This window comes from Curtobacterium sp. AC273 (assembly GCF_979253735.1).
This window is the reverse complement of record NZ_CEEDDU010000005.1, coordinates 90,838-111,969: the sequence shown is the minus strand read 5'-3', so window position 1 is coordinate 111,969 and position 21,132 is coordinate 90,838. Positions and strand designations below refer to the sequence as shown.

The window sequence follows — 21,132 nt, the reverse complement described above, 5'->3', positions numbered from 1 at the left end:
ACGGCCGTCGCCCGCATCCGTAGGATGTGCGCGATGACCAGCGAGCTGACCGACGACCGCACCGCCGTCCCCGCGGGGCCGGTCGGCTCCCGCCTCGACGACTGGTGGGGGCGTGTCCTGTCGGTCTCGTGGCGGGTCGCCGCCTGGCGCTGGGCCGGTCCGCTCGCGGTGACCCTGCTGGCCGCGGTGCTGCGCCTGGTGAACCTCGGGCACCCGCACTCGCTGGTGTTCGACGAGACGTACTACGTCAAGGACGGCTGGTCGATCGTGCACCTCGGGTACGAGGGCACGTGGCCGGCGAACCCGAACGACGACTCACTGCCGACGACGGACCAGCGGTTCGCCTCCGGTGAGACGTCGCTGTTCACGAGCGCGGCGGAGTTCATCGCGCACCCGCCGCTCGGCAAGTACCTCATCGGTCTCGGGATGCTGCTGTTCGGCGCGGACGACTCGGCCGGCTGGCGCTTCGCGGTGGCGGTGCTCGGCATCGCGACGGTGTTCCTCACGGCGGTGATCGCCCGGTCCCTGTTCCGCTCGACGCTGATCGGGACGCTCGCCGGGTTCTTCCTGGCGGTCGACGGGCAGGCGATCGTGCTGTCCCGGGTGACGCTGCTCGACGGCATCCTGACGTTCTTCGTGGTCCTCGGCTTCGGTGCACTGCTGCTCGACCGGCGGTGGACCGCGCGTCGGCTCGACCGCTGGGTCGCGGAGCGTTCCGCGGCCGGACGCGACACCCTGTGGGGCCCCGTGATGTGGTGGCGGCCCTGGCTGTTCGCGATGGGGCTCGCGCTCGGACTCCGCGACGGCGACCAAGTGGTCCGGCATGTTCTTCCTGGCCTTCTTCGCCGTGTACTCCGTCCTGACGGACATGATGCTGCGGAAGCGCGCCGGCGTGGAGTTCTGGTCGTCGAGCGCCTGGCTGCAGCAGGCCCCCGTCTCGTTCCTGCTCACCGTGCCGATCGCCGCGGTGACGTACGTGGCCTCGTGGACCGGGTGGTTCGTCTCGAAGGACGGCTGGGACCGGAACTGGATCGCCTCCGGCGGGCAGCGCTGGACCGGCGTGCTGTCGTGGGTGCCGGACAGCCTGCAGAACTGGTGGCACTACCAGTCCGAGATCTACGGCTTCAACATCGGCCTGCACACGCCGCACTCGTACCAGGCGAACCCGCTGCTGTGGCTCGTCATGCAGCGGCCCACGTCGATGTACTACGTCGGCACGAACGCCGGACAGGACGGCTGCACGGCGACCCGGTGCGGCGAGGCGATCACCGGCATCGCGAACCCGTTCATCTGGTACGCGGCGGTGATCGCGACCGTGGCCCTGCTCGTGCTCTGGGTCCTGCGGCGCCAGTGGGAGTACGCGTTCGTCCTGATGGGCGTCGCGGCCGGGTACCTGCCGTGGCTGCTGTACGTCAACCGGACGGTCTTCCAGTTCTACACGATCGCCTTCGAGCCCTTCATGGTGATGGCCCTGGCCGCCGCCGTCGGGTTGGTGCTCGGGAGGCGGACGGACCCGCGGCCACGACGGACCCGTGCCGTGGTCTGGGTCGGCGTGTACCTCGGGGTCGTGGTGCTGGCGTCGGCGTACTGGTACCCGATGTGGACCGGCATCCAGATGCCGTGGGACTTCATCAGGTCGCACTACTGGGTGCCCAGCTGGTTGTAGCGGCTCGCTGACTGTCTGGCTGTCGCGGTCGGGCTGTCGCGTCGGGCTGTCGCGTCGGGCTGTAGCGGTCGGGCTGCCGCGGGCGGCCGGCCGGTACACGGCCTGGAGGCGCGGTGCGGCTCGGGCAGGCGCCTGCGGCCGTCAGATGGTCACGACGGCGCGGAGCGCCCGTCAGGACTGGGCGTGCAGCGCCCGCTCGATCGATTCGCGGTCGAGCGGCGCACCGAGCATCGGGGCCTCCGTCCCGCCGGGCAGCACGCCCTCGATGACGAGCTCGGCGTAGCGACGCCACGCGTTGGGGTCGTGCGCACGGGTGGCGTCCGCGACGGAGCCGACCATCGTGGTCAGCATCGGCAGGTCCCGGTAGTCGAAACCGGCCCGCACGACGCCGGCGGCGCTGGCTCGACCGATGATCTCGCTCACCTGCGACTCGAGCCGGTCGCGCTCGTGCACGATCGACGGGCGGGACTTGCCGGCACGGACGATGGCGTCGGCGAGCGCGCGGTCGCGGGCGCGGAACTCGAACACGCCCATCAGGTAGACCCGGAGCGCCTCACGCGGGTCGGTCTCGTCGGCGGCGCGGGCCGCTGCGTCGTTCATCGCCTCGAACTTGGTGGCGAGGAGCGCCTCGATCAGGGAGTCCTTGTCGGCGAACCGGCGGTAGACGGTCCCCACGCCGACCCCGGCCTCGTGCGCGATGTCGTTGAGCGTGACGGACAGGCCGCGCTCGGCGAAGCACTTCCGAGCGGTCTGCAGGATGAGCTCGCGGTTGCGGGCGGCGTCGGCTCGGAGGGGGCGCTCGAGTTCAGCGGAGTCGGTGGTGCTCACGACGTCGAACGTAGTTGAACTTTCTGGGAATAAGTGGATGCGAACCTTCCGTTTCGGTCTACACTGCTCACAAACGGATGCGTCGCATCCATTTGTTCCTCCCCGAGGACGCCCGACGGCGCGCGTTCCTCCCTCCACCTTCTCGAAGGAGGCTGCCGTGACGGCAGAACGAACCGTGCCGACCCCCACCGGGGCAGCACCCACGAATCCCGGCACCACCCCCGCCAAGGCCAACCACCGCTGGATCGCCCTGGCGGTCATCGCCCTCGCGGCAGCTGATGGTCGTGCTCGACGCGACCATCGTGAACATCGCGCTCCCCTCAGCCCAAGCGGACCTCGGCTTCGGTACCGACCAGCGCCAGTGGATCGTCACCGCGTACTCGCTCGCGTTCGGCTCACTGCTCCTGCTCGGTGGTCGCCTCGGTGACCTCTTCGGGCGCAAGAACACCTTCATCATCGGCCTCGTCGGCTTCGCGGTCGCGTCGGTGCTCGGCGGTCTGGCGGACTCGTTCGGGTTGCTCGTCGCCGCCCGTGCCCTGCAGGGCGTGTTCGGCGCACTGCTCGCTCCGTCCGCGCTCGGCATGCTGACGACGACCTTCCGCGACCCGAAGGAACGCGGTCGCGCGTTCGGCATCTTCGGCCTCGATCGCCGGTTCCGGTGCGGCGATCGGCCTGCTCCTCGGTGGCGTGCTCACCGAGTACGCGTCGTGGCGCTGGTGCCTCTACGTGAACGTCGTCTTCGCCGTGCTCGGCGTGATCGGCGCGCTCGTCTTCATGGCGAAGCCGCCGAAGGTCGAGCGGCCTCGCATCGACGTGCTCGGCGTGATCACTGATCACCCTCGGCCTGGTCGGGGTCGTCTACGGGTTCTCGAACGCCGAGACGAACGGCTGGGACTCCCCGTCACCATCGCGATGCTCGCCGCGGGCGTCGTGCTGATCGCCGCGTTCGTCTTCATCGAGACCCGCGTCGCACACCCGCTGCTCCCGCTCCGGGTCGTGCTCGACCGTGACCGCGGCGGATCGTTCATCGCGATCGGCCTGGTGGCGATCGGCATGTTCGGCATCTTCCTGTTCCTGACCTACTACCTCGAGCAGACCCTCGGGTTCTCCTCGCTGCAGACCGGTCTGGCGTTCCTGCCGATGCCCCTGTCGATCATGATCTCGGCGACCCAGATCGGTGGTCGCCCTGCTGCCCCGCGTCGGCCCGAAGGTGCTCATCTTCGCCGGTGGCCTCGTCGCGGCGACCGGTCTGCTGCTGCTTCTCCGCACCGACCTCGACAGCTCGTACGCGGGCACCGTCCTGCCCGCGCTGATCGTGATCGGCCTCGGCATGGGGACGATCTTCTCGTCCGCGATGAACACCGCCACGACCGGGGTCGCCCGTGCCGATGCCGGAGTGGCCTCGGCGACGGTGAACACCATGCAGCAGATCGGGGGCTCGATCGGCACCGCGCTGCTGTCGACGATCTTCGCCGACGTCGTGAAGGACAGCCTCTCCGGGCTGTCGGCGGCGCCCACGAAGCTGCAGCAGGCGCAGGCGGTGCTCGACGGGTACCACGTGGCGTTCGGCATCTCGGCGGGCGTGCTCGTCCTGGTCGCCCTGGCCGGTGGGCTCCTCATCAACCGGCAGAAGGTCCGGCTGGACAAGCTCGCGCACGCCAGCGCAGCGGTGACCGGGAGCATCCCGACCGCCGCGCACTGACGTCCGCGCGCTGCCATTCGGCGCACTGCACGGCCCGTCCCGGTCTGCCGGGGCGGGCCGTTCGTCGTGCCGCGGGGGCGCGTTCGTCGTGCGGGGCGGTGTGGGGCGGCGTCGACCTCGGACGACCTCGGACGACGTCGTACGACGTCGTACGACGTCGTACGACGTCCACGGTGTCGTTCGGAGTCGGCGCCGGAAAGCGACCCCACGGCGCCCCACGACCGGGCCCGACCGAACCCGCCCGCGTTGCGCCGTGTGTCCGATTCCCTCGCAGTCGTCAGGGGTCCCGTTTAGCCTGACGCCATGGCCCCCGTCCTGACCTCGCCGCTCGTGTCGACGCAGTGGCTCGCAGACCACCTCGGTGCTGACGAGCTCGTCGTGCTCGACGCCTCCGTGCACACGGAGGGCACGGGCCTCGACACGATGTGGAACACCGCTCGGGCCACCTACGAGCAGCGCGGCCACGTGCCCGGTGCCCGCTACGCCGACCTGGTCGAAGCGTTCTCCACCCCCGAGGCCGACGTGCCGTTCACTCGCCCCGGGGCCGAGCAGTTCGAGGTCGCCGCGCGGGACCTCGGCGTGACGAACACGTCGACGGTCGTGGTCTACGACGACAGCCTCGGCGAGTGGTCCGCACGGCTGTGGTGGATCTTCAAGTCGTTCGGGTTCGACTCGGTCGCGGTCCTCGACGGCGGCTTCACGAAGTGGCGTGACGAAGGCCGACCGGTGCGGGTCGGCGCCCTCCGGACCCCGGCCACACCGCGCCGCACGTCCGGTGGCCCGACCCCGACGGACGCGGCACACGGGGCCGACACCGACGTCTTCCTCGCCGGTGAAGAGCGTCCGCTCTGGGCCGACCACGAGCGCGTGCGCCGCGCCGTCACCGGTGAGCAGCCTGCCTCCCTCGTGCTGGCGGCACCGCAGTCCTCGCTCGGCACCGATCACCCACCGGTCGTACCGGGCAGCACCTCGATCGCGCTCGACACGATCGTCGACCCGGACACGAACGCCTACCTGCGGGGATCGGCACTCGCGGCCGCCTTCGCCGAGGTGATCGACGCCGACGAGATCGTGACGTACTGCGGCGTGGGCAGCGCCGCGTGCTCCGACGCCCTCGCGCTGACGGTCCTCGGGCACGAGAAGGTGCGCGTCTACGACGGCTCCCTGCTCGACTGGTGGCGCCGCGAACCGGAGCCCCTCGCGTCCTGACACCCCGGACGGCGGTTGCACGGCGCGCGAGCGCACTACCGTTGCACGCATGAGCACCAGACGCGCCGTCGTCCTCGGCGGGACCGGCGGGATCGGTTCGGCCGTGGCACGCGAACTCCTCGACGCCTCGGGCCGGGGCGGTGACGACTGGCAGGTCGACGTGGTCGCCCGTCACGGGGGTCCGATCGCCGACGGCTTGAGCGCTGCCGGGGCGTCCTTCCTCCCCGGCGACCGCCGCGACACGAGCACGCTGCGAGAGCTCCTGCGCCCCGGCGCCGACCTGCTCGTCGACACCGTCGGGCTGACCCGAGACGACGCCGTGCAACTCCGCCCGTTCCTCGACGACGTCGGCTCCACGGTGTTCGTGTCGTCGAAGGCCGTGTACGTGGATGAGCAGGGTCGGCACGCGAACTCCGTCGAGAAGCCGGTGTTCGGCGGTGTCGTCACCGAGCTGCAGCCCACCGTGACCGCGTCCGACGGCGATCCGACGAGCCGTGACGGCTACGGCGCCGCGAAGGTCGCCGCCGAGCAGGTCCTGCTCGACCACGGCGCCCCGGTCACGGTGCTCCGTCCGTCGAAGGTGTACGGCGTCGGGATCGGCCGGCCGCGGGAGTGGTTCGTGGTCCGCCGGGTGCTCGACGACCGGGAGCGCATCCTGCTGGCCGACCGGGGTCGCGGGGTCGACCACACCACCGCGGCCAGCGGCATCGGTTCGCTCGTCCGGCTCCTCGCGGACAGCCCGGACCGGCGGATCCTCAACGTCGCGGACGAGTCCGCGCCGTCGGTGCTCGAGATCGTCCGCACGATCGCCGGGCACCTCGACCACCCCTTCGACGAGGTCCTGCTCGACGAGGACGCCCCCGCCTTCGTCGGCACCACGCCGTGGTCGTCCCCCTCACCGTTCGTGCTCGACACGTCGGCTGCGCGGGCCCTCGGCTGGCAGCCGCCCTCGTTCGCGACCGCGGTCGTCCCCGAGCTCGACTGGCTGGTCGAGACCGCGCACGCCGTCCCCGCCGACGGCGACGTCCCGTGGGCGGACGACCCGTTCTGGGACCGGATGTTCGACTACGGCCCCGAGGACGCCGCCCTCGCTCTGCTCTCGCTCGGCTTGGACTGACGCGGTGCCCCGCTCCGAGGTGCTCTTCATCGGCGGGCGTTCCGGCGTGGGGAAGTCCACCGCGGCCGAGGCGCTGCACGACCTCCTCGTGGCGGCCGACGTCCGGCACGCGGTGATCGAGGGTGACTTCCTCGACCTGGCGCACCCGGCCCCGCACGTCGAGCACCCGGACGCACGCCTGGCCGAGCGCAACCTCGCCGCGATGTGGGCTGCGTACCGCGAGCTCGGACACCACCGGCTCGTCTACACGAACACGGTGTCCGTCCTCGAGCACGAGCGACTGGCCGCCGCGATGGGCGACGAACCCGTCGTCACCGTGGTGCTGCTCCGGGCCGGCGACGACGCGACCGCCGAGCGGCTCGCCCGACGGGCAGGCGGTGCCGTTCCGGCAGCGCAGCTCACGCACAGCACGCGGACGGCCGGGAGGCTCGACAGGGCCACCGCGGACACGGTCACCCGGATCGACACGGACGCCACCGCCCCGGCCGACATCGCACGTCGGCTCGCGTCCCTGACGGGGTGGCTTCCCCACTGAGGCCTGTGGAGGAAGCCGATCCGTCCACAGCGGGCGCTCCCGACGCCACCGCCCAGGCCGGACCGTGCACGCTGGGGCCATGAACGACAACCGACTCGGTGCCTCGGTCAGCCCCTACCTCCGCCAGCACGCCGGCAACCCGGTGGACTGGCGCGAGTGGGGGCCCGACGCCTTCGCCGAGGCACGCGAACGCGACGTGCCCGTCCTGGTGTCGGTCGGGTACGCGACGTGCCACTGGTGCCACGTGATGGCGCGCGAGAGCTTCTCCGACCCCGAGGTCGGCGCACTGCTGCGGCAGGACTTCGTCGCCGTGAAGGTCGACCGCGAGGAACGCCCCGACGTGGACGCCAGCCTGATGGCCGCGGCGAGCGCCTTCACGCAGCAGCTGGGGGTGGCCCTGACGGCGTTCCTGACCCCGGACGGGCACGTGTTCTTCGCGGGGACGTACTTCCCGCCGACGCCGGTCGGGCAGGTGCCGTCGTTCCTCCAGATCACCGCCGCCGTGCTCGACGCCTGGACGGCGCGTCGGCACGAGGTCGACGCGAACGCGAGCGCCATCGCGACGGCGATCCGGCAGGGTGCCGAGGCGGACGCGACCGCCCGCTCGGCGGCGGCGGGTGCCGGGGCCGAGCCGCGCCTCCCGGCCGTCAACCGCATCCGGGCCGTCACCGACCAGCTGTCCGAGGCCGAGGACACCACGTTCGGCGGGTTCGGCGGCGCACCCAAGTTCCCGAGCGCGCCGCTGCTGGAGTTCCTCGCCGACGTGGCCGCAGACGGCGCGGGCGCCGACGGCCGCGCCGACGCAGCGGCAGGGCTGCTCGACCGGTCCTTGTACGCGATCCGGAGCTCCGAGCTGACCGACGCCGACGGCGGCGTCTTCCGGTACGCGACCCGGCGCGACTGGACCGTCCCGCACTACGAGCGCATGCTCTACGACAACGCCGGACTCCTCGCCGTCGCCGGACCCGAGCAGGCACGGGGCATCGCGGACTTCCTGCGCGACACGCTCCGCCGCCAGGACGGCGCGTTCGTCGCCGCACAGGACAGCGAGTCGACGATCGACGGCCGTCGCGTCGAGGGCGAGTGGTACCGGCTGCCGCTCGACGAGCGTGCGCGCCTCGACCCGCCGCCGCTCGACGACCAGGTCCTGACCGGCTGGAACGGCCTGGCGATCCGGGGACTCGCCGCTGCCGGCGCGCGGCACGGGGACGACGAGATGATCGCGCTCGCACGCGGCGCAGCGGATGCACTGCTGGCCACCCACGTCGAGGACGGGCACGTGAGGGTGCGGTCGAGCACACCGCGCGGAGCGTCCGCGGCGCCGCCCACCATCGAGGACGTCGGGCTCCTCGCCGAGGGGCTGCTCGAGCTGGCCCTCGTGACGGGCGACGTGCGCACCGCCGAGGTCGCACGCTCCCTGGTCGACGACGGCCTGGCCGAGCGGTTCGACGTCGACCCGGTGCTCGCAGCCGCCGGCACGGCCACCGGCGAGCAGCCGCAGACCGCGCTCCGCTCGGGGACGGTCGCGCTGGCGTCCGCCGCGGCGACGCTCGCCGCACTCACCGGCGACGCGTCGTACCGGACCGCTGCCGCCCGGCTCGTCGCGGACCGCGCGGAGACCGGTACGGAGCGGCCACTCGGTCACGCCGACGCCCTCGGGGTCGCCCTCGCACTGCAACGACCGTCGCGTGAGGTCGTCGTCGTGGCGTCCGACCCGTCGGACCCGCTCCGGACGGCGGCACGGGCCGCTCGTCGGCCGGGTACGGTCGTCGCCCTGGTCACGCCGGCGCAGGCGTCCGAGTGGGCCGCAGCGGGCTTCGAGCTGTTCGAGGCCCGAGACTCCGCGGACCCCGCGGGCTACGTCTGCCACGACCGGGTCTGCGCGCTCCCGGCCCGAACCAGTGACGAACTCGCCGCACAGCTCGGCGACGCTGCCGATCGCGGCTGAGCAGCGCCACGCGCGGCTGTAAGCTGGAATGCTCATGTCGACCACGCCCGTCATCACGTACCCGCCCGAACTGCCGGTCTCGCAGCGGCGGGACGACATCGCGGCCGCCATCCGTGACAACCAGGTCGTCATCGTGGCCGGTGCGACGGGCTCCGGGAAGACGACGCAGCTGCCGAAGATCGCGCTCGAACTCGGGCGGACGAGCATCGGACACACGCAGCCGCGCCGCATCGCCGCGCGCACGATCGCCGAGCGCGTGTCCGAGGAACTCGGCGGCGAGCTCGGCGGCCTGGTCGGCTACCAGGTCCGCTTCACCGACCGCGTCAGCTCGGACACCCGCATCAAGGTGATGACCGACGGCATCCTGCTCAACGAGATCCACTTCGACCGCGACCTGAAGCGCTACGACACGATCATCATCGACGAGGCGCACGAGCGGTCCCTCACGATCGACTTCCTGCTCGGGTACCTCAAGCGGCTGCTGGCCCGTCGACCCGACCTCAAGCTGATCATCACGAGTGCGACGATCGATCCGGAGTCGTTCTCGAAGCACTTCGGCGACGCCCCGATCATCGAGGTCTCCGGCCGCACCTACCCGGTGGAGATCCGGTACCGGCCGCTGGTGGCCGAGGACGCCGGCGACGAGGGAGACGTCGACGACGAGTCCGACTCGCGCACCGGCGACAGCGGCAGCAACGCCGACGACCGCGACACCATGCAGGGCATCACCGACGCCCTCGACGAACTCGCACGTGAGGACCCGGGCGACGTCCTCGTGTTCCTGTCCGGCGAGAACGAGATCCGCGACGCGCAGGACGCCATCGAGGGCAAGCGCTACCCGGGCACCGAGGTCCTGCCCCTGTACGGCCGACTGTCCGCTGCCGACCAGCACCGGGTCTTCGAGCGACGGCACACCCCGGGCGTTCGCCGGCGGGTGGTGCTCGCGACGAACGTCGCCGAGACCTCCCTGACGGTCCCCGGGATCAAGTACGTGATCGACGTCGGGACCGCCCGCATCTCGCGGTACTCGCCGCGGGCGAAGGTGCAGCGGCTCCCCATCGAGGCGGTCTCGCAGGCGAGTGCGAACCAGCGCTCCGGGCGCGCCGGCCGCACGAGCGCGGGCATCGCGATCCGCCTGTACTCGGAGGACGACTTCGACCGCCGTCCGGAGTTCACCGACCCCGAGATCCTCCGCACGAACCTCGCCGCCGTGATCCTGCAGATGATCTCGCTCGGGTTCGGCGACATCGAGTCGTTCCCGTTCCTGCAGCCACCGGACTCCCGCGGTGTGAAGGACGGCCTCGACCTGCTCCGCGAACTCCGAGCGGTCGACAAGGGCGGCCAGATCACGAAGACCGGCAAGCAGCTCACGCGCCTGCCGATCGACCCGCGGCTCGGCCGGATGGTGCTCGAGGCCGGACGTCAGGGCGTCGGGCGTGAGGTCATCGCGATCGTCAGCGCCCTGAGCATCCAGGACCCCCGCGAACGACCGCTCGAGAAGCGTGCCCAGGCCGACCAGCTGCACGCGCGCTTCGCCGATCCGACGAGCGACTTCCTCACCCTGCTCAACCTCTGGAACCACATCGAGGACAAGCAGGACGAACTGTCGTCGAGCGCATTCCGGCGGCTCTGCAAGGCCGAGTTCCTCAACTACCTCCGCATCCGCGAGTGGCAGGACCTGTACCGCCAGCTGTCCCGTGCCGCCAAGCAGGTCGACGTCCGGGTCGGGCAGTCCCGCAGCGAGGACGGCGACGCCGTGCACCGCTCGCTCCTCGCCGGGCTCCTCAGCCAGATCGGGCTGCGCGACCGCGAGAAGCGTGACTACCTCGGCTCGCGGAACACCCGATTCGTGGTCTTCCCGGGCAGCGTGCTGGCGAAGAAGCAGCCCGACGCGGTCATGGCCGCCGAACTGGTCGAGACCAGCCGGCTGTTCGCCCGCACCGTCGGCCGGATCGACCCGACGTGGGTGGAGCCCCTCGCCGGCGACCTGCTCAAGCGCACCTACGGTGAGCCGCACTGGGAGAAGAAGCAGGGCGCCGTCGTCGCCTACGAGCGCGTCACCCTGTTCGGTGTCCCGATCGTGCAGCGCCGCCGCGTGCAGTACGCCCGGATCGACCCGGTTCACTCCCGCGAGCTCTTCATCCGGCACGCCCTCGTCGAGGGTGAGTGGGAGTCGCAGCAGGCGTTCGACCGCGCGAACCGGCGACTCCGGAAGGAACTCGAGCAGCTCGAGGAGCGCACCCGCCGCCGCGACATCCTGCTCGACGACGAGAAGGTCTACGAGTTCTACGACGCCCGTGTCCCCGCCGACGTGGCGACGATGCGCGACTTCGAGGGGCTGGTGGCGGACGACCCGCCGTGAGCAACCGGACCTGCTCACGATGCGCCGGTCGGACCTGCTCGACGAGTCGGCCGCCGAAGCTGCCGAGGACGACGACGAGTACCCGACGCAGTGGCGGAGCGGCGATCAACGGCTCGCGATCAAGTACCGCTTCGAACCCGGCGCGCAGGACGACGGCGTCAGCGTCCAGGTCCCGCTCGCGCTGCTGCCCCGGATGCGCGAGGAGGGGCTTCGACTGGCAGGTGCGCGGACTCCGGAAGGAACTCGTCACCGCCCTCATCAAGTCGCTGCCGAAGCAGATCCGGAAGAACGTCGTGCCCGCGGCGGACTGGGCCGAGAAGATCGTCGCCGAGCTGCCGGACGACGCCCCGACCGAGCCGACCGAGTCGTTCCGCGCGACCCTCGCGAAGGCCATCCAGCGGATGACCTACGTGCCCGTCTCCGAGTCCGACTTCGACCTGTCCCGCGTCCCAGCGCACCTGCTGCCGACCTGGGCGGTCGTCGACGAGCGCGGTCGCCGGGTCGAAGCAGGCAAGGACCTGTCGGTCCTGCAGACCAAGCTCAAGGACCGCACGCAGCAGAGCGTCGCCTCCGCCACGGTTCGGGCTGCGAACCGACCTGGAGGCGCGGCTCGCGTCGCGTCCGCCGGTGGCGGCCTGCAGGTGGAACGGTCCGGCCTGACCGCGTGGCCGTCCGACGACCTGCCGCAGGTCCTCGACACCAAGCAGGCCGGTGGTGTGATCCGCGCCTACCCCGCACTGGTCGAGGAGGGCGAGGGGCCGAAGGCGACCGTCGGCGTGCAGCTGCTCGCCACACCGTCCGACCGCGCCGTCCGGATGCCCGCCGGTGTCCGTCGCCTCGTCATGCACGCCGTGCCGTCGCCCGTCTCCTACATCCAGTCGCACCTGACCGCGCAGGAGAAGCTCGCTCTCGCCGCCAGCCCCTACCCGTCGACAGCCGCGCTGTTCGACGACGTCCTCGCCGCGGTCGTCGACGCGGGCATCCGCCGCCAGCACCCGGACGGACTCGTCTTCACGAAGGCCGCGTTCGAGGCCGTGCGCGACACCGTGTCATCGACCGTCGTGGACAGGATGTTCACCGCGGTGTCCGAGGTCGCCGCGGTCCTCGCCGCCCACCGGGCCGCCGAGCGGTCCCTCAAGCAGGCGAACTCGATGTCCCTCCTGCCGGCACTGACCGACATGCGCCAGCAGATGGAACGGCTGGTGTTCCCCGGGTTCGTCTCGGTGGCCGGGCTCGACCGTCTCCGGCGCATCCGCGTGTACCTGCAGGGCGTCGACGCCCGCGTGCAGAAGCTGCTGCAGAACCCCGGGCGGGATGCCACCTGGATGCGCGAGGTCACCGTCGCGACCGACCGCTACGTCGACGCCGGGGGCACCTTCCCGCCCGCGGTGGGCGCACACCCGGAGCTCGTGCACGCCAGGTGGATGCTCGAGGAGTTCCGTCTCAGCCTCTTCGCGCAGGAGCTCGGCACGGCTGAGACGGTGTCGCTGCAGCGCATCACGAAGGCCCTGACGGCCGCGCGCTGATCGGGCTACTGTGTCGGCCATGATCGGCACACTCGACGTCGTCGTCCTGGACTGCCCGGACCCACGCGTCCTCGCCCGCTTCTACGCCGAACTGCTCGGCGGGGAGATCGTCGGTTTCGACGAGGACTGGGCCGAGGTCGCGCTCCCCTTCACCGACCACCGTCCGATCCTGGCGTTCCAGCAGGTGGCGGACTACCGGAAGCCCGAGTGGCCGGGGCAGGACGTCCCGCAGCAGAGCCACCTCGACGTGAAGGTCGACGACCTCGACGCGGGCGAGACCGCGGTGCTCGCGATCGGCGCGACCGCGACCGGATCGGGGACCGACACGTTCCGCGTCTACCTCGACCCAGCGGGCCACCCGTTCTGCCTCATCCGTCCGAACGACTGAGGTGCGGACCCCTGAGCCGACCGCTGTCGCGATCCGTGCGGTCGTGTTCGACCTGGACGGAGTGATCCGGCACTTCGACCCGGAGTACGTCGCCCGCATCGAACGTGACCACGACCTCCCGGTGGGGTCGATCGAGTCGTTCGCCTTCGCCTCGCCGGTCATCGACGACGTCACGACGGGTCGGATCAGCCGCGCGGACTGGGTCCGGGCGATCGGCGAGCACGTCGGCAGCCCGAGTGCGGCGGAGGCGTGGGGACGGCAGCCGTTCACGCCCGACCCCGACGTCCTCGTGCTCCTCGACGACCTCCGCGCCGCCGGTCACACCACCGCCGTGCTGACGAACGGGACCGACGGCGTCCCGGCCGAGGTCGCGTCGTTCGGGTTGCCGGAGCGCGTGGACGCCGTGTTCAGCTCGCACGAGATCGGCGTCGCGAAGCCCGACGTCCGCGCGTTCCAGCACGTGCTCGACGCCCTCGGGGTCGACGGGCCGGAGGCGTTCTTCACCGACGACTCCGAGCGGAAGCTCGCGGGTGCGGTCACGCTCGGGATGACCGTGCACCACTACACCGGGGTCGACGGCCTCCGGTCGGCGCTGGCAGCGCGGGGCGTGCTCAGCTGACGGGTTCGGTCGCGAGGCCACCGACCACGGTCACGTTGGGCAGCGCGCCCAGGACGGCACCGGGCAGGAACAGCTTCGCGGCCCGTCGACCGGCGCCGATCACGACGTCGGGGGCGCTCAGCACGCGCTCGTCGACGTACACCGGCCACGACGCGGGCAGGCCGATCGGGGTGATGCCGCCGTACTCCATCCCGGTCAGCTCGACGGCCTCGTCCATCGGGGCGAAGCTCGCCTTCCGCACGTCGAGGAGCTGCTTCACGACACGGTTCACGTCGAGCCTCGTGGACGCGAGCACCACGCAGGCCGCGTACCGGACCTCGTCGCCGCGCTTCCCCGCGACGACGATGCAGTTCGCACCGCCCTCGAGCGGGAATCCGTAGGCGTCCGAGAAGGCTGCGGTGTCGGCGAGGTCCGGGTCGATCGGCGCTCCCTCGATGCGCGTCAGCAGTTCGCTCGGCAGGGCGACGAGGGCTTCGGCGACGGGGATCGCGAGGAATCCGGTGGCGACCAGGGCGGGGACTCGTTCGAGCGTCGGCATGGCTCCACCCTAGGGAGCGCCACCCCGACCACTCTGGAGCAATGGCCACGTACGACGCCGACATCGCCACGCTCGAGGCCGCTGCAACCGGACTCGCCGAGGTCCTCCGGTCGTCCGACCCCCGGACCGCGATCCCGAGCTGCCCCGGATGGACGATGACCGACCTGGGCGAACACGTCGCCGACATCCACCGCTGGGTCCTCGGGCAGCTCACCGGCGCCGAGCCGCCTGCCGTGGCGGACGGGACGAACCTCGCCGCCCGGTTCACCGCCGGAGCGGACGCCCTCGTCGCCGCACTCCGCGAGCGCGGGCCGGACGATGCCTGTCCGGCGATCTACCCGCCGGACCGGGCGGCGACCTGGGCACGACGGCAGGCGCACGAAACGGTGATCCACCTGTGGGACGCGCGGAACGCCGTCGGGGCCGCGCCGCGCCTCCAGGCCGACACCGCCGCGGACGGCGTCCGCGAGGTGCTCGAGGACCTGTACCCGCGTCAGGTCCGGCTCGGCCGCGTCGAGCCGCTCGCGGCGACGGTCGTGATCGCGTTCTCGGACGCGGCCGGCACGGGCACGCTCGCCGGGACGGCCGGCGGAGCCCCCGCGGTGCGGGTGACCGGCCGTGCCGAGGACCTCCTGCTCGTCCTCTGGGGTCGTCGGGAGCTCGACGCGGTCGCGCTGACGATCGACGGCGACCGAGCCGCGTTCGACGCGGCCCTGGCGACGAAACTGGTGCCGTGATGGAACCCCGACCGATCGACGTGACGCAGTGGCCCCGGCGCGAGCACTTCGAGCACTACCGGCAGCGCGTGCAGTGCTCGTACGAAGTGACCGTCGACGTGGACGTGACCGCCTTCGTCGCGGCCGTCCGCGCGAGCGACGTCCGGACCTACGCATCCCAGATCTGGGCGATCGCGACCGTGGTGAACCACCACGAGGAGTTCCGGATGCAGCTCCTGGACGACGGCTCCCCGGGTGTCTGGGACGTGGTGCACCCGATGTTCACGGTGTTCCACCCCGAGACCGAGACCTTCTCGGCGCTGGTCGTGCCGTACGACGACGACTTCCGTGTGTTCCACGACGCCGCCGTCGACATGATCGAGCGGTACCGCGACGACGTCCGGATGTTCCCGCAAGACGACCGACCGCGGAACGTGTTCGACGTCTCGACCTTCCCCCGGACGTCGTTCACCGGATTCGCCCTGCACGTCCGCGACGGCTACGACCACCTCATGCCGATCATCACCCTCGGCCGCTACCGGGTCGTGGGCGAACGGACCGTGATGCCGCTGGCCCTGCAGGTCAACCACGCGGCGGCGGACGGCTTCCACGCGTCGCGGCTGCTCACCGAGCTCGAGGAGCTGTTCGCCGACCCGTCGTGGCTGCGCTGACCGTCCGTCGCGTCCGCCGCGTCCGGCCGACGGACGCGGGAGCGACGGCACGGCGCGTGGGCGCCGATGTGGTCCGCTCCGCCGGGCGGGACGTTCCTGCAGGCTGATGTCGGATCCGGACCGCAGAACCCGGCCTGAGCCGTCCGGATCCGACATGGACCGAAACGGATCTGACCGTCCCGACCGCGCTGGCCCGGAGGAGAACGACGTCATGGTGAACGCCGTCGTGCACGTCGAGCTCATCGGCCCCGCACCTTCCCCGCCGCGCTGTTCGGCTGGGACTCCTCCGCCGGAGCACTGCATGGGCGGCGGGCGGGGTTCCACCGCATGCGGTTTTCTCCGTCGGCGTCGACGACGTCGCGACGGCGGCGCTGCAACAGACCGAGGAGCTCGGTGGCGCGGTCGCGCTGCCACCGCAGCGGAACGAGGCCGGTGGCGTCACCGTCGGCCACTTCCGTGATCCCACCGGCAACCTGGTCGTGCTGGCTGGTCCGGACTGTAATATCCCTCCCTATCTGGGGATAGGGCCGATCTTCCATCGCGTAGTTGGAACCAACTACGTTTCTCCTGATCGTTTCTCAACTCAGGAGTCCTCCATGTCCGGTCCGTACGCCCCGGGTACGCCGCAGCCGCAGTTCGCTCCTACCATCCGCAGTCGCAAAGACCTCGAGGTGCTGGGCTTGCAACTGCAGCGGTGGCCCTCGGCATCGTCGCGGTAGTCCTCGCGTTCATCCCGATCCTGCTGCACTTGGGATTCGTCGCGGGCGTCATCGCCCTTGTCCTCGGGCTCGTCGCGCATCGCCGTCGAACACCTCGGGCCATGGTGGGCACCGTTCTCGGCGCCTCTGGGGCGGCTCTTGCTCTCATATTCGGCACGATCTACGGTCTGGCCTTCATTTCCTCGACCGAGGCACCCGTGAAAGCCGCGGCATCGGAGAAGTCCGAAACTCGGTCAGCGGACGCCGCTCCGGTTGCCGTGCCTGACGTGGTCGGAAAGACAGTCAGCGAAGCAACAGCGGCTCTGGAAGCAGCGGGCTTCACCGTCAACGCTGGAGAATCAACGTCCGACGACCAGGTCGCCAGCCAGTACCCCGCCGCGGGAACGACTGTGGAGCCCGGCTCGGCCGTTGCACTGACAGCTGCGGTCGACGACGGCTCCAGCGCATCGAATCCGGCTCCTGCAGGCACGAAGTTCGAGATGACGAACACCAACCGCATCGACGGGTCGACAGCGGACTACACGCAGTGGGTCGACGGCTACAACGACAACTTCGTGGCACCCAACGAGTACGAACAGCCCGACGGCGGCATGAAGTACGTGGTCCTGACAGTGCACGTCACGGCGACCACCGCTGGCGTCGACGCCAGCTCTGCCGCATACGACGTCGCCCTCGCCGAGACCGATGGCTCCGTCTACGACTCCGAGTACCTCAGCGACGTGAAGGAGATGCCGAGCGTGACGCTTGGTTTGGGTCAGAGCGCTTCCGGGCAGATCGCGTTCCAGGTCCCAAACACCTTCCACGGTGGAATCGTGTCGTTCGGAGACGGAAGCGTGTTCGTCAAGACCAACTGAACTCGGTGACGGACGGGAGGCGCGGTGCCAGCCGGCACCGCGCCTCCAGTCCGAGGACCCGACGCTCAGATCCCCGCGCGCCTCGAGCGCCTGCTCGTACTCCCGCCGGATGGCGTCGCCGCCCGCGGCGACGCCAGTCGCGGACCGTCGCCTTCCACGACGACACCTTCGCCCGGCCGAGCAGCACGTCGTTGATCGCGTTCGTCGCGAACGTGCCGAGCGTCGGTCCCTTCGTCGAGTTGGTCGGTGAGTACAGGCCGTACACCGGGTTGGGCAGCCCGTCGTCGAGCCACGACAGAGCGACTCGTGCACGGTGTCCGTCATCGCCGCGTTGCCGGCGTAGTAGAGCGGCAGCGGGCACTCGGTGAAGTACTGCAGCGGGAACTCGCCGAGGGCGGTCTCGCTGTTGCCGGTCTTCGTGAGCACCGGGGCGCCGTCGCGGTACTCGAAGTCGCGTCCCTCGATGCCGAACTTGCGGTACGTCCAGGCCTCGGTGCCGAACGGCGACGCGCACCAGTTCAGGACCTCGAGGAGCATCCGCACGCGCTCCTCGGACCCGGCAGCGATCGACGCGATCGTGTTGTTCGGGTCACCGAGCCATGGCTTCGCGGACGCACCGGAGGGGCCGACGAAGGGTGCGACCGTCAGCTCGAACCCGCTCCCGGGCGTCGCTTGCTGCAGCAGTCCGGGGATCGCGGTGTGCCGTGTCGGCCAGCATGAGGGCGGAGCCCTGCACGAACCAGACCTTGCCGTTGTAGGCCGTGATGCTGTCCGGGTGGACGAGGTCCTCGGCGATGAGTCGGCGGGACACGTCGAGGAGCTCCTGGTACTCCTCGAGCTCGTACATGTGGGTGAGCCGTCCGCCCTGCTGCTGCCACTGGTTCGGCAGCCCGAGCATCGGCGCGAGGATGTTCGTCGGCACGGACGCCAGCGCCCACCGGTTGGCGTGCGGGTCCGACACCCGGCGGCACAGCTGCACGAACTCGTCGACGCTCGAGAACGCCGGGTCGACCCCGAGCCGCTCGAAGACGTCCTGCCGACGGTGCAGGGCCTGCGAGGCGAGCGGCCCGCGGGGCACCGGCACGCCGTAGATGCCGCCGGAGAACACCGTGCCCCGCCAGGACGCGGTCGGCAGGTTCGCCAGGTAGGGGTAGTCCCGGGCCCCGCTGCCGGACAGGTACGGGCTGAGGTCGGCGGCCTTCGCCTCGAGGAACTGCGGCAGGTACGAGAACGACCCGTTGATGGTGAACACGTCGCCGAGGGTGTCGCCGGCGACCTGGGTGGCGAACTTGTTGGCGAAGTCCGCGTTCGGGGTGATCGTCAGGTCGAGGTCGATCCCCATCCGTTCGTCGAGGCCCTGCCAGTACGGGTTGCTGCCCTTCGACGGCGGGATGGGCGAGTTCGTCGGGACGCTCCCGTGCACGGTGGAGCCGTCACCGGGTGTGCCGCGGGTGGGCACCAGGTGGTCCGGGATCTTGCGGAAGGCACTCGGCATGAGCGCGCTCGTCTTCGGCAGGACCGGTTCCGGCCCGCCGGTCCACGGCACGTAGTCCGGCAACCGCACGGCCTTGTTGATCGCCTTGACGTCCGTCGACCGGGTCACGGTGGAGCAGCTGGCTAGGAGGCCCGTGGCCGCGGCCCGAAGTCCGCCCGCGATGAGCGCGCGGCGACTGAAGGGCGTCGCCAGGCCCTGGGAGGTCGTGTTGCGGTGCATGGGTTCAGCCCTTCACGGCGCCGGTCAGGACACCCTTGGCGAAGTGCCGCTGCAGGAACGGGTAGACGATGAGGATCGGCACGATCGAGACGACGAGGATCGCCATCTGGATCGAGGCCTGCGGGGGCAGCGCGTCGGAGGACGTGCCGAGGTCGGCGCCGCCGAGCTGCGCGTTGTTGATCACGTAGGTGCGGAGCACGAGCTGCAGCGGCCACTTCGCGGTGTCGTTGATGTAGAGCAGCGCGTTGAAGAACGCGTTCCAGTACCCGACCGCGTAGAACAGGCCGATCACGGCGAGGACGGCCTTCGACAGCGGGAGCACGATCCGCCAGAACACGGCGAAGTCGCCGGCGCCGTCGATGCGGGCGGACTCGATGAGCTCCTTCGGGATCGCCATGAAGAACGACCGCATCACGATGACGTTGAACGCGCTGAGGGCCGTCGGCAGGATGAGCGCCCAGTACGAGTCGAGCAGACCGAACTGCTTCACGACGAGGTAGTTCGGGATGAGTCCGGGGGCGAACAGCAGGCTGACCAGGACGAGGCTCAGCACGAAGCCCGACCCGTAGGACCCGGGGCGGCTCAGCGCGTAGGCGAGCATCGCGGTCACGAACAGGCTGATGAGCGTGCCGACGACGGTGATCCCGATGCTGACGACCATCGCCCGGGTGACGACGCCGCCCGCGAAGATGCTCTCGTACGCGCCGAAGTCCAGGCCCTTCGGCCACATCACGAACCCGCCGGCGTCGTTCACCTGCGCGACCGGCGCGAGGCTCGTCGACACGATGCCGACGAACGGCAGGATCACGACGAGGCAGATCACGAGCAGGACGAACCCGGTGAGCAGCCGCCCGGGCAGCGGTGGCGCGTCGAGGACCGGGCGGCGGCGCGGCTTCTTCCGTCCGGGGACGGTCACGGTCTGCGTGGCGGTCATCGCGACTCCTTCTGGTAGACGCCCGCTTCGCCGAAGACGTGCGCGAGCTTGTTGGCGCCGAGGACGAGCAGGACGCCGACGACGCCCTTCACGAGGCCGACGGCCGCGGCGACGCCCCACTGCCCGCCGAGCACGCCGTTGTTGTAGACGTAGGTGTCGAGGACCTCGCTCGCGGCACGGCCGACGGCCTGCTGCTGCAGGAGGATCTGCTCGAACCCGACGGTCAGCGAGTCCCCGAGCCGCAGGATGAGCAGCAGGATGATGATGCCCCGCATGCCGGGCAGGGTGACGTGCCACAGCTGCCGCCAGCGGGAAGCGCCGTCCATCTTCGCCGCCTCGTACAGGCTGGCGTCGATCGAGCTGAGGACCGCGAGGAACAGGATCGTCGCCCACCCGGTGTCCTTCCAGATCACCTGGCTGGTGAGCAGCGCGATGAACCCGTTCGGGTTGCCGAGGAAGTCGATCGCGTCGCCGCCCGCGGCCCGGATCGCGTTGTTGACTAGCCCGGAGCCGCCGAGGATCTGCTGGAACACCGCGACGACGATCACCCACGACAGGAAGTGCGGCAGGTACAGGATCGACTGCACGACGCCCTTGATCCGCTCGGACAGCAGCGAGTTGAGCATGATCGCGAGGATGATCGGCGCGGGGAACACGAACACGACCTGCACGAGCGTGATGAGCAGCGTGTTGCCGAGCGCGCGGAGGAACTCGGGGTTGCCGTCGAAGATCACCGAGAAGTTCTCGACGCCGACCCAGGGGCTCCGGCCGAGCGGGACGAACGGCAGGTACTCCTGGAACGCGATGAGGTTCCCGAGGAGCGGCAGGTACTGGAACGCCAGCAGCAGCGCCAGCCCCGGCAGCCCCATGAACAGCAGCACCTTGTCGCGCCGGATCCGCTGCCACCGGGTCCGGCGACGCAGGCCCGGATCGGGCGGTGGCGCGGCCCCTGGATCGTGGTGTGCAGCGGTCCGCGTGCGGTTCGTCGCGCGGTCGTCGAGCTTCGTCACTCGTTGGCCCCCTCCGTTGGATTCCTGGAGCGACCCTCGCGTTCATGGCAACCGTGCGGCAACCCGTTGCCAAACC

The 21,132-nt window shown here is 70.8% G+C and carries 17 protein-coding genes and 4 pseudogenes; 15 read left to right on the top strand and 6 right to left on the bottom strand.

All coding sequences use genetic code 11. From position 1 onward, the window contains the following. Positions 1-24 precede the first annotated feature (24 nt). Together ACZ8AI_RS07550 and ACZ8AI_RS07545 are read left to right on the top strand one after the other, a co-directional pair. A pseudogene (locus ACZ8AI_RS07550) lies at positions 25-645 on the top strand (phospholipid carrier-dependent glycosyltransferase); the annotation flags it as partial. Between the two features lie 178 nt (positions 646-823). Next, positions 824-1,666 carry a dolichyl-phosphate-mannose--protein mannosyltransferase gene (locus ACZ8AI_RS07545; protein WP_464857727.1) on the top strand — a complete coding sequence of 281 codons (843 nt, stop codon included), beginning with the start codon at positions 824-826 and terminating at the stop codon, positions 1,664-1,666. A gap of 171 nt (positions 1,667-1,837) precedes the next feature. Here ACZ8AI_RS07545 and ACZ8AI_RS07540 read toward each other — a convergent pair whose 3' ends face one another. Next, on the bottom strand, positions 1,838-2,494 hold the full coding sequence (locus ACZ8AI_RS07540) for a TetR/AcrR family transcriptional regulator (protein WP_464857725.1): 657 nt from the start codon (positions 2,492-2,494) through the stop codon (positions 1,838-1,840). A gap of 278 nt (positions 2,495-2,772) precedes the next feature. On the opposite strand from ACZ8AI_RS07540, the pseudogene ACZ8AI_RS07535 reads away from it, so the two are divergent. The 10 genes and pseudogenes from ACZ8AI_RS07535 to ACZ8AI_RS07490 form a co-directional block, all read left to right on the top strand. After that, positions 2,773-3,075, top strand: a pseudogene (locus tag ACZ8AI_RS07535) (MFS transporter); the annotation flags it as partial. A 106-nt stretch (positions 3,076-3,181) separates the two neighbouring features. Continuing rightward, positions 3,182-3,601 (top strand): annotated as a pseudogene (locus tag ACZ8AI_RS07530) (MFS transporter); the annotation flags it as partial. 103 nt (positions 3,602-3,704) lie between these two features. Continuing rightward, on the top strand, positions 3,705-4,196 hold the full coding sequence (locus ACZ8AI_RS07525; protein WP_464857723.1) for an MFS transporter: 492 nt from the start codon (positions 3,705-3,707) through the stop codon (positions 4,194-4,196). A gap of 303 nt (positions 4,197-4,499) precedes the next feature. After that, positions 4,500-5,405 carry a sulfurtransferase gene (locus tag ACZ8AI_RS07520; protein ID WP_464857721.1) on the top strand — a complete coding sequence of 302 codons (906 nt, stop codon included), beginning with the start codon at positions 4,500-4,502 and terminating at the stop codon, positions 5,403-5,405. A 49-nt stretch (positions 5,406-5,454) separates the two neighbouring features. Continuing rightward, entirely contained in the window at positions 5,455-6,522 is a 1,068-nt protein-coding gene (locus ACZ8AI_RS07515; protein ID WP_464857719.1) for an NAD-dependent epimerase/dehydratase family protein, read from the top strand. A 4-nt stretch (positions 6,523-6,526) separates the two neighbouring features. Then, positions 6,527-7,057 (top strand): nucleoside/nucleotide kinase family protein, encoded by a 531-nt coding sequence (locus tag ACZ8AI_RS07510; protein WP_464857717.1) that lies wholly within the window; start codon positions 6,527-6,529, stop codon positions 7,055-7,057. A 79-nt stretch (positions 7,058-7,136) separates the two neighbouring features. Next, positions 7,137-9,005, top strand: coding sequence for a thioredoxin domain-containing protein (locus ACZ8AI_RS07505; RefSeq protein ID WP_464857715.1), 1,869 nt, complete (start codon positions 7,137-7,139; stop codon positions 9,003-9,005). 28 nt (positions 9,006-9,033) lie between these two features. Further along, positions 9,034-12,893, top strand: a pseudogene (hrpA, locus tag ACZ8AI_RS07500) (ATP-dependent RNA helicase HrpA). Between the two features lie 19 nt (positions 12,894-12,912). After that, a complete protein-coding gene (locus ACZ8AI_RS07495; RefSeq protein ID WP_464857713.1) occupies positions 12,913-13,281 on the top strand; it encodes a VOC family protein in 369 nt (122 codons plus the stop codon). 43 nt (positions 13,282-13,324) lie between these two features. Then, entirely contained in the window at positions 13,325-13,900 is a 576-nt protein-coding gene (locus ACZ8AI_RS07490) for an HAD family hydrolase (RefSeq protein WP_464857711.1), read from the top strand. On the opposite strand, the gene ACZ8AI_RS07485 is transcribed toward ACZ8AI_RS07490, so the two are convergent. Further along, positions 13,893-14,438: a YbaK/EbsC family protein gene (locus ACZ8AI_RS07485; RefSeq protein ID WP_464857709.1), complete on the bottom strand. Its 546-nt coding sequence runs from the start codon at positions 14,436-14,438 to the stop codon at positions 13,893-13,895. The genes ACZ8AI_RS07490 and ACZ8AI_RS07485 overlap by 8 nt on opposite strands. Before the next feature lie 41 nt (positions 14,439-14,479). Between ACZ8AI_RS07485 and ACZ8AI_RS07480 the strand changes: the two genes are divergently transcribed. From ACZ8AI_RS07480 to ACZ8AI_RS07470, 3 genes are all read left to right on the top strand, one after another. Beyond that, positions 14,480-15,175, top strand: a complete 696-nt coding sequence (locus ACZ8AI_RS07480; protein WP_464857707.1) for a maleylpyruvate isomerase family mycothiol-dependent enzyme — start codon at positions 14,480-14,482, stop codon at positions 15,173-15,175. 20 nt (positions 15,176-15,195) lie between these two features. After that, positions 15,196-15,825, top strand: coding sequence for a CatA-like O-acetyltransferase (locus ACZ8AI_RS07475; RefSeq protein WP_464857705.1), 630 nt, complete (start codon positions 15,196-15,198; stop codon positions 15,823-15,825). Positions 15,826-16,519: 694 nt separating this feature from the next. Continuing rightward, positions 16,520-17,398, top strand: coding sequence for a PASTA domain-containing protein (locus ACZ8AI_RS07470; RefSeq protein WP_464857703.1), 879 nt, complete (start codon positions 16,520-16,522; stop codon positions 17,396-17,398). Here ACZ8AI_RS07470 and ACZ8AI_RS07465 read toward each other — a convergent pair. From ACZ8AI_RS07465 to ACZ8AI_RS07450, 4 genes are all read right to left on the bottom strand, one after another. Continuing rightward, positions 17,385-17,912: a hypothetical protein gene (locus ACZ8AI_RS07465; protein ID WP_464857701.1), complete on the bottom strand. Its 528-nt coding sequence runs from the start codon at positions 17,910-17,912 to the stop codon at positions 17,385-17,387. The two genes, ACZ8AI_RS07470 and ACZ8AI_RS07465, sit on opposite strands and share 14 nt — an antisense overlap. A 75-nt stretch (positions 17,913-17,987) precedes the next feature. Beyond that, positions 17,988-19,112, bottom strand: a complete 1,125-nt coding sequence (locus ACZ8AI_RS07460) for an extracellular solute-binding protein (protein ID WP_464857699.1) — start codon at positions 19,110-19,112, stop codon at positions 17,988-17,990. 4 nt (positions 19,113-19,116) lie between these two features. Next, positions 19,117-20,046, bottom strand: a complete 930-nt coding sequence (locus ACZ8AI_RS07455; RefSeq protein WP_071291165.1) for a carbohydrate ABC transporter permease — start codon at positions 20,044-20,046, stop codon at positions 19,117-19,119. Further along, complete coding sequence (locus tag ACZ8AI_RS07450; protein WP_254785924.1) at positions 20,043-21,056, bottom strand: ABC transporter permease; 1,014 nt, start codon at positions 21,054-21,056, stop codon at positions 20,043-20,045. Before ACZ8AI_RS07450 ends, ACZ8AI_RS07455 begins: the two co-directional genes overlap by 4 nt. Between the last annotated feature and the right edge of the window lie 76 nt (positions 21,057-21,132).

Excerpts from the sequence above, each read along its gene's own strand:
- ACZ8AI_RS07505 (WP_464857715.1), top strand. The coding sequence starts at position 7,137 with ATGAACGACAACCGACTCGGTGCCTCGGTCAGCCCCTACCTCCGCCAG.
- ACZ8AI_RS07515 (WP_464857719.1), top strand. The coding sequence starts at position 5,455 with ATGAGCACCAGACGCGCCGTCGTCCTCGGCGGGACCGGCGGGATCGGT.
- ACZ8AI_RS07460 (WP_464857699.1), bottom strand. The coding sequence starts at position 19,112 with ATGCACCGCAACACGACCTCCCAGGGCCTGGCGACGCCCTTCAGTCGC.
- ACZ8AI_RS07480 (WP_464857707.1), top strand. The coding sequence starts at position 14,480 with ATGGCCACGTACGACGCCGACATCGCCACGCTCGAGGCCGCTGCAACC.
- ACZ8AI_RS07455 (WP_071291165.1), bottom strand. The coding sequence starts at position 20,046 with ATGACCGCCACGCAGACCGTGACCGTCCCCGGACGGAAGAAGCCGCGC.
- ACZ8AI_RS07485 (WP_464857709.1), bottom strand. The coding sequence starts at position 14,438 with ATGCCGACGCTCGAACGAGTCCCCGCCCTGGTCGCCACCGGATTCCTC.
- ACZ8AI_RS07520 (WP_464857721.1), top strand. The coding sequence starts at position 4,500 with ATGGCCCCCGTCCTGACCTCGCCGCTCGTGTCGACGCAGTGGCTCGCA.
- ACZ8AI_RS07545 (WP_464857727.1), top strand. The coding sequence starts at position 824 with ATGTTCTTCCTGGCCTTCTTCGCCGTGTACTCCGTCCTGACGGACATG.
- ACZ8AI_RS07495 (WP_464857713.1), top strand. The coding sequence starts at position 12,913 with ATGATCGGCACACTCGACGTCGTCGTCCTGGACTGCCCGGACCCACGC.